The 14,177-nt window shown below is 51.0% G+C and carries 14 protein-coding genes and 1 pseudogene; 9 read left to right on the top strand and 6 right to left on the bottom strand.

Annotation, left to right across the window (positions count from 1 at the left end; genetic code table 11):
* Nucleotides 1–80 precede the first annotated feature (80 nt).
* From PMI17_RS02015 to PMI17_RS01985, 8 genes and pseudogenes are all read left to right on the top strand, one after another.
* Nucleotides 81–1,247, top strand: a complete 1,167-nt coding sequence (locus tag PMI17_RS02015) for an aldo/keto reductase (protein ID WP_007885541.1) — start codon at nucleotides 81–83, stop codon at nucleotides 1,245–1,247.
* Nucleotides 1,248–1,259: 12 nt separating this feature from the next.
* Nucleotides 1,260–1,461, top strand: a pseudogene (locus tag PMI17_RS25830) (hypothetical protein); the annotation flags it as partial.
* 123 nt (nucleotides 1,462–1,584) lie between these two features.
* Complete coding sequence (locus tag PMI17_RS02010) at nucleotides 1,585–2,064, top strand: cupin domain-containing protein (RefSeq protein WP_007885540.1); 480 nt, start codon at nucleotides 1,585–1,587, stop codon at nucleotides 2,062–2,064.
* Nucleotides 2,042–2,803, top strand: coding sequence for a carboxymuconolactone decarboxylase family protein (locus PMI17_RS02005; protein ID WP_007885539.1), 762 nt, complete (start codon nucleotides 2,042–2,044; stop codon nucleotides 2,801–2,803). The genes PMI17_RS02010 and PMI17_RS02005 overlap by 23 nt, the downstream gene beginning before the upstream one ends.
* Before the next feature lie 11 nt (nucleotides 2,804–2,814).
* Nucleotides 2,815–3,399, top strand: a complete 585-nt coding sequence (locus PMI17_RS02000; RefSeq protein WP_007885538.1) for a flavodoxin — start codon at nucleotides 2,815–2,817, stop codon at nucleotides 3,397–3,399.
* 107 nt (nucleotides 3,400–3,506) lie between these two features.
* Entirely contained in the window at nucleotides 3,507–4,571 is a 1,065-nt protein-coding gene (locus PMI17_RS01995) for an alpha/beta fold hydrolase (RefSeq protein ID WP_007885537.1), read from the top strand.
* A 132-nt stretch (nucleotides 4,572–4,703) separates the two neighbouring features.
* On the top strand, nucleotides 4,704–5,555 hold the full coding sequence (locus PMI17_RS01990) for an aldo/keto reductase (RefSeq protein ID WP_007885536.1): 852 nt from the start codon (nucleotides 4,704–4,706) through the stop codon (nucleotides 5,553–5,555).
* A gap of 26 nt (nucleotides 5,556–5,581) precedes the next feature.
* Nucleotides 5,582–6,571, top strand: coding sequence for an aldo/keto reductase (locus PMI17_RS01985; RefSeq protein WP_007885531.1), 990 nt, complete (start codon nucleotides 5,582–5,584; stop codon nucleotides 6,569–6,571).
* 34 nt (nucleotides 6,572–6,605) lie between these two features.
* Here the strand turns inward: PMI17_RS01985 and PMI17_RS01980 are convergent, their stop codons facing one another.
* A complete protein-coding gene (locus tag PMI17_RS01980; RefSeq protein WP_007885529.1) occupies nucleotides 6,606–7,499 on the bottom strand; it encodes a LysR family transcriptional regulator in 894 nt (297 codons plus the stop codon).
* Between the two features lie 239 nt (nucleotides 7,500–7,738).
* On the opposite strand from PMI17_RS01980, the gene PMI17_RS24620 reads away from it, so the two are divergent.
* Nucleotides 7,739–8,122: a Tn3 family transposase gene (locus tag PMI17_RS24620; RefSeq protein ID WP_255348770.1), complete on the top strand. Its 384-nt coding sequence runs from the start codon at nucleotides 7,739–7,741 to the stop codon at nucleotides 8,120–8,122.
* Nucleotides 8,123–8,642: 520 nt separating this feature from the next.
* Here the strand turns inward: PMI17_RS24620 and PMI17_RS01975 are convergent.
* From PMI17_RS01975 to PMI17_RS01955, 5 genes are all read right to left on the bottom strand, one after another.
* Nucleotides 8,643–9,779 carry an alpha-hydroxy acid oxidase gene (locus PMI17_RS01975; protein WP_007885528.1) on the bottom strand — a complete coding sequence of 379 codons (1,137 nt, stop codon included), beginning with the start codon at nucleotides 9,777–9,779 and terminating at the stop codon, nucleotides 8,643–8,645.
* Nucleotides 9,776–11,035: an NAD(P)/FAD-dependent oxidoreductase gene (locus tag PMI17_RS01970; RefSeq protein WP_007885527.1), complete on the bottom strand. Its 1,260-nt coding sequence runs from the start codon at nucleotides 11,033–11,035 to the stop codon at nucleotides 9,776–9,778. Before PMI17_RS01970 ends, PMI17_RS01975 begins: the two co-directional genes overlap by 4 nt.
* A 115-nt stretch (nucleotides 11,036–11,150) precedes the next feature.
* Entirely contained in the window at nucleotides 11,151–11,660 is a 510-nt protein-coding gene (locus PMI17_RS01965; protein ID WP_007885522.1) for a flavin reductase, read from the bottom strand.
* Nucleotides 11,650–12,375 (bottom strand): class II aldolase and adducin N-terminal domain-containing protein, encoded by a 726-nt coding sequence (locus PMI17_RS01960; protein ID WP_007885520.1) that lies wholly within the window; start codon nucleotides 12,373–12,375, stop codon nucleotides 11,650–11,652. The genes PMI17_RS01965 and PMI17_RS01960 overlap by 11 nt, the downstream gene beginning before the upstream one ends.
* Nucleotides 12,376–12,383: 8 nt before the next feature.
* On the bottom strand, nucleotides 12,384–14,159 hold the full coding sequence (locus tag PMI17_RS01955) for an ABC transporter permease subunit (protein ID WP_007885519.1): 1,776 nt from the start codon (nucleotides 14,157–14,159) through the stop codon (nucleotides 12,384–12,386).
* Nucleotides 14,160–14,177: the final 18 nt, after the last annotated feature.

Here is a 14,177-nt window from a genome sequence, read left to right as displayed (position 1 = left end):
CTTTATGTCGGCTATCAGTGGGCAAAATGGTCAGGCATAAATGCGATTCATTTTCAATTTTCTGAGAAAAGGAGCGATCAATGAAAAGCCAGAATGACCCAGCAATGCCAGAGAGGCGCACGCTATTAGTCGCGGGGGCGGGCATTGCCGCCGCCTCATTGATCCCCCACGTATCGGCGGCAAACCAATCCTCACAGGTAGATTCAATAAGACAAAATGACCAACGTCCTGCTGCTCCGGGCAAACGTAAACTTGGGGATCTGGAAGTCTCTGCCGTCGGGCTGGGCGTTCAGAACATGAGTCGAAAATACGACACCTCTGTTCCCTGGCGCCCCGAGATGGTCAATGTTATCCGCCGGGCATTTGATGAAGGGGTGACATTTTTCGATGCTGCTGAAGCCTACGGGCCTTTTGAAGTAGAAAGAATCCTCGGGGAAGGCGTTGCCCCTTTCCGGGACAAAATCGTCATCGCCACTAAATTTGGCTGGAACATTGATCAGCAGACAGGTAAGCGTTTGCCGGGTCTTAACAGCAGACCGGAGCATATCAGACAGGTCGTCGAAAATATGCTCAAACGTTTGCGTACCGATCGCATCGATTTATTGTATCAACACCGGGTTGATCCCCAGGTTCCTATCGAAGATGTCGCGGGTGTGGTTAAGGATTTAATGGATCAGGGTAAAGTCCTGCACTGGGGCTTGTCCGAAATGGGCATAAACACGTTAAAACGCGCCCATGCGGCATTACCGCTTACGGCCGTACAAAGCGAATATTCCATGCTCTGGCGCGGTCCTGAAAAACAGGTCCTCCCGGTATGTGAAGAGTTGGGCATAGGATTCGTGCCGTGGAGCCCACTGGGCGTACAGTTCTTAACGGGCTGGATTGATGAAAAAACCCGATTCGCCACCGGTGATATACGTGCAACGGAAACGCGCTTCTCCTCCGACCACATCACACATAACTTACAGCTGGTTGAATTGCTGAAATCCTGGGCATTAAGAAAAAATGCCGCACCAGGCCAGATTGCACTGGCGTGGCTCTTGGCCCGTAAACCCTGGATAGTTCCTATCCCCGGCACCACAAATAAAGACCATATGCTACAAAACACTGCGGCTTCCGGCGTATCGCTGACTGTTTCAGAAATGACCGAGCTTACCCGGTCACTGGATACCATCTCTATCCGGGGTCAACGCCTGCCGGATGCCGTGCAGGTTTATTCAGATGTTGAAGCGCCGTTAAAAAATTAAGAGGAAGTCTCGTTATCAGCAGAGCACTTACATCGACTTTTGAACGGTTTATATGCGTCGACGCCTCCAGAGCAAAGAGTGATAAATGTCATGGGCTGGGTTTATCAATCGTAATGCCCTCGCCAATATGCACCGGAGAGATGTCTTTGCGCGTAGTGAAGATTTGGCCTCACCTTTGCGATGCAAGCGGAAAAAGGTCAGTAGCGGTTATTGAGGAACCGGGCCGGGAACGATGTTAACTGACAGAATTGTCAGGGTGGCGTCAGCCTGACGTCATTACTCCCCAGATAAAATTGCTGCAGGCAATCCCCACTTTTCATTGATAAGGATGCTTTAAATGATCAGTCGTTTACGTTACCTCGGGCTGTTGCTGCCCCTCTTCACATGTTCACCCTGGGCAGCGGAACAAAATCCCGTTGTCCATGTTACCCCTGCAGGAAGTCAGAGTGCAGTGTATGGGCCAGCCGAAAACTTTACCGGTCGCGCCAGGGTTGATCCTCTCTTCAAACCTGATGGCGACATCCGAGTTTCCGGCGCTTATGTCACCTTTGAACCGGGTGCCCGCACCGCCTGGCATACCCACCCGGCAGGTCAGCGACTGATTGTGACCTCAGGTGTCGGGCTCACTCAACAAGAAGGCAAGCCGGTGCAGGAAATCCGCGCCGGTGACGTTGTCTTTATTCCGGCGGGTGTCAAGCACTGGCATGGGGCTGCGGCAGGCAGCGCGATGACGCATCTGGCAATAACCGGAATTGTGGATGGCAAAAGCGTTAACTGGATGGAGAAAGTGACAGATGAACAATACCACACCCATTAAGACACTAGCGGCAGCGGTATTGCTGACCTTAAGTTTTGGTCTCGCGGCAAATGCTGCGTCCGTCAATAAAGGTGCCTCAGAAATGAACCATGAACAAGCGGTTTCAGATACGCTGTCAGCGCGCCAGCAGGCTATCCCTTTGATTGCGGTATCGATGGCCAGCAGTCAGATGGATAAGCTGAACACGGCACTTAATCAAGGGCTTGATGCAGGGCTTACCATAAACGAATCCAAAGAAATTCTCGTTCAGCTCTATGCCTATACGGGCTTCCCCCGAAGCCTGAATGCGCTTAATGCACTGATGAAGGTCGTCGAAGCACGTAAACAACGTGGCATCGAAGACGTCGTGGGTAATGAACCGGCCGCCCCCATCCCGGTAGGGGACGAGCTTCGCCGTGTCGGTACAGAAAACCAGACTAAAATCTCAGGCACTCCCGTCCAGGGACCTCTTTTTGATTTTGCGCCGGTCATAAATCAATTCCTGCAAACGCACCTTTTTGGCGACATTTTCGCCCGCGATAACCTCGACTGGCAAAGCCGCGAGCTGGCCACTGTTGGTGCATTAGCGGCTACCCCAGGCGTTGAAGCGCAACTGTTATCGCATACGCGAGCAAGTATGCGGGTCGGCATGACGGCAGCACAGCTGCACCAGCTGGTACAGGTCCTGCGTGAACATGGTGAAAATGGTGCAGCTACGCGAGCTGAAAAGGCGCTTCAACAGGCCGTTGCCAGTAAATAGAGGAGTTAGTTATGGAGTACGATCCCACCCGCAGAATGTTGATTACCGCGCTTGCCGGGCTAACGCTGGCGAACGTCTCCCTGGCATCCGCTGCGACCGGAAACGAAAACGTACGGGGTAAAAGCCGTACTCTGGTTATTTATTTTTCACGCAGCGGAAATACACGAGTGATTGCGGGCGTCATACACCGCAGTCTGAACACAGATCTGTTTGAAATCGAACCGGCAGTACCTTATCCGGAAGACTATTTTCAGACCGTTGAACAGGCGAAAAAGGAGCGTGAGCAGGGCGTCAGACCAGCATTAAAAAATAGCGTCGCAGATATCTCACGCTATGAGACCGTGTATTTAGGCTTTCCCATCTGGGGGACCAGCGTGCCGCCCGTAGTGCAGACATTTCTCAGAAACCATAATCTTGCGGGAAAATTATTGATCCCCTTCATTACTCATGGCGGATACGGTGAAGGGGACAGCGACGATATCCTGGCAAGTCTGGCTCCCACAGCACGCAGAGAAAAACCGCTTGTCATTGAATGCGATCAGGAGCGGAGAACCACAGATACAGTCACCAGCTGGTTAGAGACGATACGCAGTTAATCGCCCCCATTCATGAGCCTGCCAAATAAGGGCAATCAGGAGTGCTAAATAATCAACGTCGGCAACTCAGATATGATCAAACGGCAAACATAACAGAGGAAGTAATCTTGAAAACGATCTTAAAAACGCTGGTCGTCTGTGTGATGGCTGGTGGCCTGGTGTCACAGTCGGTATATGCCAAGCCACTGGTCATTCAGGAGCAGGGAAGCTTTTCTGCTGGCGGAACTGTCATCACCGCACCAGGAACATTTGACGCAAAAAAGCCGCTGGACTCATCTGGTCAAACTTATCATGGCGATCATGCGTCTGTATTTTACCAAATCCCTGAGAATCCACATAAGTACCCTATTGTCATGCTGCACGGTGCAGGTCAGTTTTCCCGTACCTGGGAAAGCACCCCGGATGGCCGTGAGGGATTCCAGAACATATTCCTGCGCCGCGGCTTCTCAACCTATCTTGTCGATCAGCCACGTCGGGGCAGCGCAGGACGCACTACAATTGAAGGCACTGTAACACCTAAGCCGGATGAGCAGATGTGGTTCAACCAGTTCCGCGTGGGCGTGTGGCCAGAGTATTTTAAAGGCGTCCAATTCTCTCATGACAAGGAAGCCCTGAATCAGTACTTCCGTCAGATGACCCCGAACACAGGGCCATTTGATAGTAATGTGATTTCTGACGCCATGTCCGCAGTGGTGGACAAATCCGGTCCGGCTATCCTCTTCACACACTCTCAGGGCGGCGGGCCTGGTTGGTATACCGCGATAAAGAACAGCAAGGTCAAAGCCATTGTGGCCTTCGAACCGGGTAGCGGTTTTGTCTTCCCGGAGAAAGAGTTACCTGCACCATTGCCAAGCGCATTCGACACGCTGAAGGGTGAGCCAGTGCCGGTGAAACAGTTTATGGCGCTGACTAAAATCCCAATACTGATTATCTACGGCGATAACATACCGGATAAGCCAGTAGCCCTGCCCGCGCAGGACAGCTGGCGCGTACGTCTGGCAATGGCTCGTGAATGGCGTGACGTGGTGAACAGGCATGGCGGGGATGTGACGGTTACGCATTTGCCTGAAATTGGCATTAAAGGGAATACTCACTTCCCATTCTCTGATCTGAATAATGTGCAGATTGCTGACCTGGTGAGCAAGTTTCTGAAAGAAAAAAATTTGCAGTAGCGCAGCTATCCCAATGCAGGGTTCAGTGAGTATTCATGAATCCTTCTAATTAGCCCTAGTACATTGCCCCCTCTAATCTGATAAACCACTCTGCGTTATGCTCTTTCTACATAACAGCTGAAGGAGAAAGATATGCAAAATGTAAAACTGAACAACGGTATTGAAATGCCCCTGCTGGGCTTTGGTGTCTTCCAGATGACGGATGCCGCCGAATGTGAGCGCGCAGTTATTGATGCCATCGATACGGGGTATCGCCTGATAGATACCGCTGCATCCTATCTGAACGAAACCCAAGTCGGGAACGCACTGAAACAGACCGGTATCGCACGTAACGAACTTTTTGTAACCACGAAGCTCTGGCTGCAGGATACCAATTACGAAGGTGCCAAAGCACAGTTTGAGCGCTCGCTGAACCGATTGCAGCTGGACTATGTTGACCTCTATCTGATTCACCAGCCTTACGGTGATGTCCATGGTGCCTGGCGTGCCATGGAAGAACTGCAACAGGCAGGAAAAATTCGCGCTATCGGCGTCAGCAACTTCCAGCCTGACAGACTTGCTGATCTTATTGCCTTCAACAAAGTTGTTCCTGCAGTGAACCAGATTGAAGTCAATCCTTTCAACCAGCAACTGCATGCCGTTCCGTGGATGCAAAGTCGCAGCATTCAACCGGAAGCATGGGCACCGTTTGCTGAAGGCAGAAATGGTCTTTTCCAGCACCCTGTGTTAACCGCAATTGGCCAGAAATACGGCAAAAGTGTGGGTCAGGTTGTCCTGAGGTGGATCTTCCAGCGTGGCATCGTTTCGCTGGCTAAGTCGGTGCGAAAAGAACGCATGGAAGAGAACATCAATATTCACGATTTTGAACTCAGTGCTGAGGATATGCTGCAAATTGCTGCTCTTGATACCGCAACGAGCGCATTCTTCTCTCATCGCAATCCTGCAATGGTGGAGTGGCTCACTGGCCGAAAACTTGACGTATAAGCCACGACAGAAGAGGTATTAATTAGATGCAAAAACGTTATCTCGGTAAATCCGGGCTGGAAGTTTCAGCTCTAGGACTCGGTTGCATGGGGCTCAGCCACGGCTACGGCCCGGCGATAGATACTCGTCAAGCTATCGAGCTCATTCGCGCTGCTGTTGAACGTGGCGTCTCATTCTTTGATACCGCAGAAGTTTATGGCCCCTTCCTCAATGAAGAGGTTGTCGGTGAAGCCTTAAAGCCGTTTCGTGACCGTGTGGTCATTGCAACCAAGTTTGGTTTTACCTTTGGCGATGACAACAAGCAGCAGATTTTAAACAGCCGCCCTGAGCATATCCGTGAAGCTGTTGAAGGATCATTACGCCGTCTTAAGACTGATGTCATTGACCTGCTGTATCAACACCGTGTAGATCCCGATGTACCCATTGAAGATGTTGCGGGTACAGTGAAAGACCTGATAGCTGAAGGCAAAGTCAAACATTTCGGCCTGTCGGAAGCGGGTGCGCAAACCATTCGTCGCGCGCATGCTGTGCAACCCGTCACTGCCCTGCAAAGCGAATACTCCATGTGGTGGCGCGAGCCTGAAAGTGAGATCCTGCCGTTGCTGGAGGAACTGGGTATTGGTTTCGTGCCATTCAGCCCATTAGGCAAAGGTTTCCTGACGGGATCAATAAAGCCAGGTACAACGTTTGGGAAAGATGATTACCGCAGCAAGGTGCCGCGTTTCGCCGAACAAGCAATTGAAGCGAATGAAAAACTAGTTTCATTGTTGGGTGAACTGGCTGCAGAGAAAGGTGTAACGTCTGCGCAAATTGCTCTGGCATGGTTACTGGCACAAAAGTCGTGGATTGTCCCCATCCCGGGCACCACTAAACTACACCGACTGGAGGAAAACCTTGGCGCTGCAGACATTATTCTTTCACAGGATGACTCACATCAGATAACACGGGCCCTTGAAACGATTAAAATCATCGGCGAGCGTTACTCTCCTGAGCATCAGGCTCGCGTAGGCCGTTAACACCCAGGCGGGTCCACAGCGAATTGCGGACCCGTCATTCCGAGTATCGCAGCATATCAATCATCAGCGCAAAAGCGGGTGGATGCTGATTACGGCTGGGGTAGTAAAGGTAATATCCGGGAAAAGAAGGACACCAGTCCTGCAGAACCTGAACAAGCTCTCCCGATTTTAGATAATGCTGGATCCTGTCTTCAGGAATACAGGCAATACCAAAACCTGATAAAACAGCATCAATCCTTTCCGTCAGCAGGTTAAACGTCACCTGACCTTCAACTCTGACACGTAACGGTTTCCCTTCTTTCTCGAACTCCCAGTGATAAAGTCCACCGGCGGTCGGCAGGCGCATATTGATACACCGATGGTTTTGTAACTCGTGCGGTGTTTCAGGAGCGGGGTTATCTGAGAAATATGACGGTGAGCCAACCACAGCCATTCGCATGTCCGGGCCAATTCTCACAGCAATCATATCCTTATCTACGCTTTCGCCCAGACGGATCCCAGCATCAAAACGCCCATCGACAATGTCGACAAAGCCATTATCTACCACCAGTTCGACATTAATATCCGGGTATTCCCGAAGAAAGGGCTTTAATTTTGGCCATACCAGACTTCGCGCGGCATGCTCCCCGGCAGATAAACGTATATTACCGGAGGCGGTGCCATTCGGTTGAATAAGCGATCCCAACTCCTGTTCAAGATCGGCGATACGAGGTTCAAGACAGGCAATAATCCTCTCACCTACCTGTGTGGGGGCAACGCTTCGGGTTGTTCGCGTCAGAAGGCGGATATTTAACCTCTCCTCCAGCGCTTTCATTGCGTGGCTAAGGGCTGACTGGGAAACGCCAAGTTTGCCAGCTGCTTTGGTAAAGCTTCGCTCCCTCGCCACCATAAGAAAGATTTGGAGTTCGTTGAAGTTTTCTTTGAGCATTGACGATTTCCTTAAGGAAGCGATCCCTTCACAACGTACTCATGAAGGATGTTCATAGACACAATCATATTAACTCCATTACTGAAAATAATGATAATTGATATTCTGAGTATAAAGGAAATAAGTCTTAAGAATCATAAAGATTATCAAGGATAATACTCGTTGCCGGCGTTAAGGATTACGACGGCATGCATAACATTTTGCGAATTTTCTAAGATACGCCCGTTCGCATTGCCTTAATGACCAAGAGTGGCGTTACTAAGCGACTCTGCTCCTGGAATCAACGCTCCGGGGTTCATGACTGTAAAAGACGAGCAGAATGTCGGGTCAGGACTATTGGACTGAATTTGCTGACTGCGGCGATCTCACTCTGGAAAACGGTAGATATTGAAAGAGCCATTGATTACCTGAAAAGGAAAGTGATTCCGATTAATGGGCAATTTGTTTCTCACCTGTCTCCTCTGGGGTGGGAACATCCTTATCTGAGCGTGGATTTTGTCTGGCAAACTAATCTTAATTTGCGGCATGGGAAATATCGTTCATCACGCTCAGTGGATAGTGGACTGGGCAAAATACAGGCTTCGGGTAGGATATTTCCGTTTTCCCGGTGGGACCCCTGCTGAGCCCGCACGCGATTTTCTTAAACAGCAATGCAGGCCGCTGGAAATTTATAGCGGCAAGGCAAATGTGTTCCGCATCAGAAAAAATGTGGCTGACGGCAGTGGTTAGACGCAGTTCTGGTGCGTGATGCAAAAGCTGAACTTTACCGTAATCTGCGCCATGAGCAACTTAGCCTATGGCCGCGTGGAGAATGCGCATTTCACGTTGTAAAACAGGCTGGTCAGGGAAGTCAGACTGCGTGGCGTTAGTGCTCCTGATGAGCTCAACGCCTTTGCCGGTGAGATTTTAAGGCAGACAACAAATATGGGGTTGTGATGGCAGCCAGGCACGATTTTAGCGCGCACGGTCTGCTTGATGTTCACGACAACCTGAACCGGATAGCCATAATTCGAAGCCCATCCTGATAACTAAAGAGCACTCTCGATTTAGGCTATCCAGCTCAGCACTGATGTCCATCCTGTTAATCAGGAGACATATTTAATCCATAATGTCTCTAAGTAAGTCATCATATCGACCAATATTTTAAAGTTTTAAAAGCATGTCAGGATTTAATTCTGAAATTTTACTACATCCTAACTGAGCTAAGGTACGGTCAATTTCCTGAATCATACTTGCCATCGTTTGATTTGCCCGGGCTTCACCACCAGTGGCAACCGCGTAAAGCAGTGGGCGTCCCAGTGATACCGCATCCGCCCCCAACGCCAGTGCTTTAACGACGTCAGTGCCACGACGGAAACCGCTGTCAATGATCAGCTTAAAATCACTACCAACAGCGCGGCGCGTTGCTTCCAGGATCAACATCGGGCTAATGCAGCCATCCAATTGACGGCCGCCATGATTTGACAACACGACCCCATCAGCCCCAACCTGTTTTGCGGTGATCGCGTCCTGCACGGTTGATATACCTTTCACATAAAGTGGACCCGTCCATAATTCCCGGATCCAAGCCAATGTTTGCCAGTTCAACGCCTGGTCCATCTGGCTGGCAAAATAGGCTGCCGCCCCCATCCCCTTCTGGTATTCAGCGGGTAAGTACGGCGTTAAGTTGCCAAACCCTGGCATACCTTGCGGGATCAGCGTACGGCTCAGCCAGCCGGGATGGCGGGCAGCGTCAAACATCGCTTTCCACGATAATTTCATGGGACGTCGATAATGCGCTTTATCTCGCTCACGGTTTCCAAAATGCACGGCATCCACAGAGACCACCAATGCTTCACAACCTGCACGCTGCGCGCGCTCGATAAGATCGCGTGTGACATTGCGATCCTTTAAAACATAAAGCTGGAACCAGCGCGATCCCGATGATACCGCAGCTAACTGCTCTATTGATGCGGTCGACACAGTACTTTGAATATGTCCAATACCCTGCTGAGATGCAGCTCGGGCCAACATGATATCAGCCTGATAGCGCAGCATCCCGTTGTAACCGGTTGGCGCCACCAGAAGAGGCGCAAGCAGCGAGCTACTGCCAAGCTTGATGCTCAAATCTCGCTGGCTGGTATCTTTAAGTACCGCCGGCAAAAACTGCCAGCGGTCAAATACACTTGTGTTGCTAGTTAGTGTTTTTTCATCATCCGCGCCACCGTCTACATAGCTGAATACAAATGCCGGTAGGGAACGTTGCGCCTCATGCCGTAAGGTTTGCCAGTTAATTATCATGGCTCAGCGGCACCGTAGGCAGCATAGTTCCGCTGAATAGCGATTTGATCGGCAATGTATTTTGCATCGTGCCAGACGCCCCAAATAAAGGTCGACCCGCGCCGCGACTGCCAGGGTAAGCCGAGAAAATAGACGCCGGATTCTCGTGCCACTCCTCGTTGATGAATCGGTCGCTGTTGCTCATCAAAGCAGTCAACATCAAGCCAGCGATAATCCGTGGCATAGCCGGTTGCCCAAATGATGCTTTGAATACCTTCATCCGCCAGATTCAATTCCTGAATGGGACTGATCAGGCAATCTGGATCGTCGAGCATGATACGAGCTTCGGGTTCTGCTGGCAGATCGGCACCATTTCGTTCAATCCATGCGTCAGCCGCATCCAACACAGAGAGATAGTTTTCGTCACCTGACCGTATATTTTCACGCAGATCATCAGCAAATCGCACGTTGCCATCTATGAACTGTTGAGTAACACCCGTCAGGTGAACGCCCTGCTGAGCCAGGCGCCGGAAGTCGATGGTTTCACCTCCGCGCGCGCCACTTACCGCAATAGTGACGTGTTCTTTATGTGCCTCTTTGGTCACCGCATCCCATAGACCCAGCACGCCCAACCACCAGCAATAATCACGGCCACGATAGGTGCGCGGCGGTCGATCATGCGGTCCTACGGATAACCAGACCTGACGTCCAGCACGTTGAAGTTCATCGGCGATTTGTACGCCGGAGGATCCCGCGCCCACCACCAGCACCGCCCCCTCAGGTAACTGCTGCGGGTTTTTGTAATCCGCGGAATGCAGTTGATGAATGTGTTCTTTGTCTGGCGCGATCGCCGGAATTAATGGCCGATGAAAGGGTCCTGAGGCAGCAACAATACGCTGTGCCTGAATAAAACCTTCACTGGTTTCGACGGTAAAACCGCTGCGACCATGATGACGAGTGACTTTATTTACCGAGACACCAGTGCGAATCGGCGCGTTAAATTGTTCTGCATATTTTTCGAAATAAGCAGCGACCTCATCTTTGGGCACAAAACTGTCAGGATGTGCGTCAAACAGGCGGTTGGGAAAACGGTCGTGCCACGCCGGGCCATTGGCAACCAACGCATCCCATCGCCCGCTGCGCCATGCTTCAGCAATACGTTTTTTTTCCAACACCAGGTGTGGGATTTTCAGTGCCGTCAGGTGTTCACTCATGGCAATACCCGCCTGACCCGCACCAACGACAAGCGTGTCAATTTCAGTAATGACGTCTGACATTATTCCATCCTCAGATGAATATAAGGTAGCAATATAATAAAATGCTGTCGGATACACAGCGGCAACTATCAGAGATTAATAGTTCCAACAATTAGTGTGTGATTTAATATAAAATTCAAAGAGTGTGATATTGTCTATTAAAATAAAGCAGATTAGTCCCGGTCTGATTATCAATAATATCCAACACCTCGCAGAACAAAACATCATGACTGCCCACCCTGGTGCTGTTCACGATTCGGCAATCCAGTGACATCGCCGCACCAACCAGTGCAGGTGCTTTACCTTCACGGTCTAACCACTCAGTGTTACTAAACCTTTCAGGCATCATAGTTTTTCCGCCGAATATCGCAGAGATCTCTTGTTGTCCGGCACTGAGCGTATTGATACAAACTTGTGCATTACTCACCGTAGCCTGCCATGCGGAGGAACCACGATTCAGGCAAACCAGCAGCGTGGGGGGAGAATCCGTTACACTGCAGACCGCTGAGGCAGCAAATCCCGCCTTACCGCTTTCGCCATCTGTGGTGACGATGTGGACGGCTGCCGCTAGTTGCGCCATCGCCTGGCGAAAGCGTTGCTGGGCTGTTGGGGCTTCAGTAATCCCCTGTAAAACCTCAGTCGGCATAGTCAGGCTCCTCACGATCCAGAATACGTTTCATCTCGTTGAAGTGGGCCAGTGAGAAATCCCGAATACCTTCCCAGTCCTGTGCGGTTTTTTCAGCAACCCCGGCGGACAATACCTTCAGAGGCTGCTGCGTGGCGTAAGCCTGCACCAAAATCTGGCAAGCACGCTCTAACGTATACATATCGTCAAAAGCTTCTCCGATGGTTTCGGCAGTAACCATCACCCCGTGATTCCCCATCATCAGCCGCGATTTGTCTCCCAGCATTGCCACCAGGCGCGCACCCTCATCTTCGGTATCCGCCATTCCTCCAAATTCGCTGTCTACCGCCACACGGTTAAAGTAACGCGCGGTATTTTGCTCTATTGGAATAATGGTGGGATTAGCCAGGGTAGAAAGCGTGGTTGCATAGACTGGATGCAAGTGCATGGCTACGCGAATATGCGGCGCTCGACGATGCAACTGGCCATGGATGGCCCACGCCGTCGGATCTACTGCCCCGTCCTCAATGCTGCTGGGTTCATCTGCATCCAGTAGAATCAAATCACTTGCACGCACAGTGGAAAAATGTTGCCACTTGCGATTCATCAGAAAACGACGTCCATCGGCAGAGACGGCGGCACTAAAGTGATTGGCCACCGCTTCATGCATTCCTAGCCGGGCAAAAATTCGAAACGATGCTGCCAAATCAATGCGAATTTGTTTTTCACTCATCATTATTTACCTTAATTAGACACGCGTTTACTGCGAGGTTTTATTAGTTGCACACCAGCAAACATCACAATTACTACCAACAGCACCATGGTCGATGCCGCTGCCAGTGTTGGACTGACCTGTAACAAAATGTCGTCCCACATCTGTTTAGGTATGGTGGTTTTCATCCCGCCCCCCATAAACAATGCAACTGTCAACTCTTCAAAAGAGGTCAAAAAGCCAATAACAAAGGCAGCCGCCAAACCACCTTTAATTGACGGTAACGTGACGCGACGAAGTACCTGCCATTTATTGGCACCGAGCGTTGCGGCTGCATGGTCCAACCGCCAGTCATGTCCCTGAAAGGTCGTCAGCAGAATGATAAACACCATCGGCAATGCAATTACCACATGCCCTATCGCAATACCGGTATTGGTAGCGACCAGACCTAATTGAGCCGCAAAATAAAACAGCGCAATCGCAATCACGATGGAGGGAATCATCATTGGCAGCAGGAACAGGAAGAACAGCCAGCCACGGGCACGACTCTGTGAACGTGAAACGCTGAGGGCTGCCAGCGCACCGAGCACACAGGTCACCAACCCCACAACGATGCCAATACCAAACGAGCGTATTGTTGCCCCAACCCAGAGCGGCGAATCGAACCAGACTTCAAACCACTTCAGGCTAAAACCTTTGGGCGGGAAGGTAAGAAAGCTGGCACTGGTAAAGGACATTGGAATGACCGCCAGTACCGGGAACAGCAGGACAAAAATGGTGCAACAGGCATAAACACCCAGCAGGTTGATGCGCAGTACGCGACCAATAGTGTTGTCCCAGGCGCGGATCCACATTGAAGACAGTGTTGCCAGACTATTCACCAGCCACAGGCCGAGACACCGGAACATGCGAGTCCGGGAAGAGGGCAACTGCTGGCTCTGGCCAGCCAGCGAAGAGAGACCAAATATCAGGTTGTAGACAATACAGCTCACCAATGCGGCCAGCACCAGTACTACAGCCAGCGCACTCCCCAGTTGCCAGTTTTGCAGTTCATTAATCTGCATAATGATCATCTGTCCCAGCATCATTTCTCTTGGACTGCCAAGAAATGTTGGTGTGATAAAGAAACCAAGACTGCTGATGAACACCAGTAAACCCGCTGCCGCCACACCCCGCATAGATTGAGTGAAAAATACGCGCCAGAACGCATGCGCCCGGTCCGCCCCTAGCGTTGCAGCAGCCATTGTGAGGCGGCGATCGAGTTGATTCATTACCGGCAGCATAGTCACCACCGCGAGCGGCAGTAAGGTGTGCACCATGGCGAAAATCACAATGCCGCGGTTGAACAGAAAATGGATACTGCTGAAGCCCAGCGCCTGCACCACGCTTTCAGCAAAGCCACTACGACCCAGCAAAATCAGCCAGGTGAAATTCTTTACCAGCGTGCTGCTCCAAAACGACAACAGAACAAACAACGAGAGAATCTGCTGGCTGCGTTTCGACAACCCAGCCAGCCAATAAGCCAGCGGATAACCTAGCAGCAGGCACCACGCGGTGGTCCAGAAAGCGATATTGAACGTATTAAGCAGCACACGATTATATACGCCCACGCCAAAAAATCGGGCGAAGGCGGCCAATGAGAACTCACCACTGCGGTCGAAAAGGCTCAGGCTAAAGATGCGCAGTGATGGCCAGATAAGAAAAATCAGCAGAAACAAGGCGCCCGGAAGCGCCAACCACAGCGGGCCTAACCGAGGCAGTTGCAGCGATCTGCGCTCCTTTTTGCTGACTTCAACCAGGCTTGTCATGGTCCTATCCTCCACGAC

Source organism: Pantoea sp. GM01 (assembly GCF_000282675.1).
GTDB lineage: Bacteria > Pseudomonadota > Gammaproteobacteria > Enterobacterales > Enterobacteriaceae > Pantoea > Pantoea nemavictus.
Note: the sequence above shows the minus strand (reverse complement) of the source record. Positions and strands in the feature narration are given on the sequence as shown.

Coding starts and splice junctions, on each gene's coding strand:
- PMI17_RS01990 (WP_007885536.1), top strand. CDS start 4,704: ATGCAAAATGTAAAACTGAACAACGGTATTGAAATGCCCCTGCTGGGC.
- PMI17_RS01960 (WP_007885520.1), bottom strand. CDS start 12,375: ATGATGAGTGAAAAACAAATTCGCATTGATTTGGCAGCATCGTTTCGA.
- PMI17_RS01970 (WP_007885527.1), bottom strand. CDS start 11,035: ATGTCAGACGTCATTACTGAAATTGACACGCTTGTCGTTGGTGCGGGT.
- PMI17_RS01985 (WP_007885531.1), top strand. CDS start 5,582: ATGCAAAAACGTTATCTCGGTAAATCCGGGCTGGAAGTTTCAGCTCTA.
- PMI17_RS01965 (WP_007885522.1), bottom strand. CDS start 11,660: ATGCCGACTGAGGTTTTACAGGGGATTACTGAAGCCCCAACAGCCCAG.
- PMI17_RS01980 (WP_007885529.1), bottom strand. CDS start 7,499: ATGCTCAAAGAAAACTTCAACGAACTCCAAATCTTTCTTATGGTGGCG.
- PMI17_RS02000 (WP_007885538.1), top strand. CDS start 2,815: ATGGAGTACGATCCCACCCGCAGAATGTTGATTACCGCGCTTGCCGGG.
- PMI17_RS01975 (WP_007885528.1), bottom strand. CDS start 9,779: ATGATAATTAACTGGCAAACCTTACGGCATGAGGCGCAACGTTCCCTA.
- PMI17_RS02010 (WP_007885540.1), top strand. CDS start 1,585: ATGATCAGTCGTTTACGTTACCTCGGGCTGTTGCTGCCCCTCTTCACA.
- PMI17_RS02015 (WP_007885541.1), top strand. CDS start 81: ATGAAAAGCCAGAATGACCCAGCAATGCCAGAGAGGCGCACGCTATTA.
- PMI17_RS24620 (WP_255348770.1), top strand. CDS start 7,739: ATGACCAAGAGTGGCGTTACTAAGCGACTCTGCTCCTGGAATCAACGC.
- PMI17_RS01955 (WP_007885519.1), bottom strand. CDS start 14,159: ATGACAAGCCTGGTTGAAGTCAGCAAAAAGGAGCGCAGATCGCTGCAA.
- PMI17_RS02005 (WP_007885539.1), top strand. CDS start 2,042: ATGAACAATACCACACCCATTAAGACACTAGCGGCAGCGGTATTGCTG.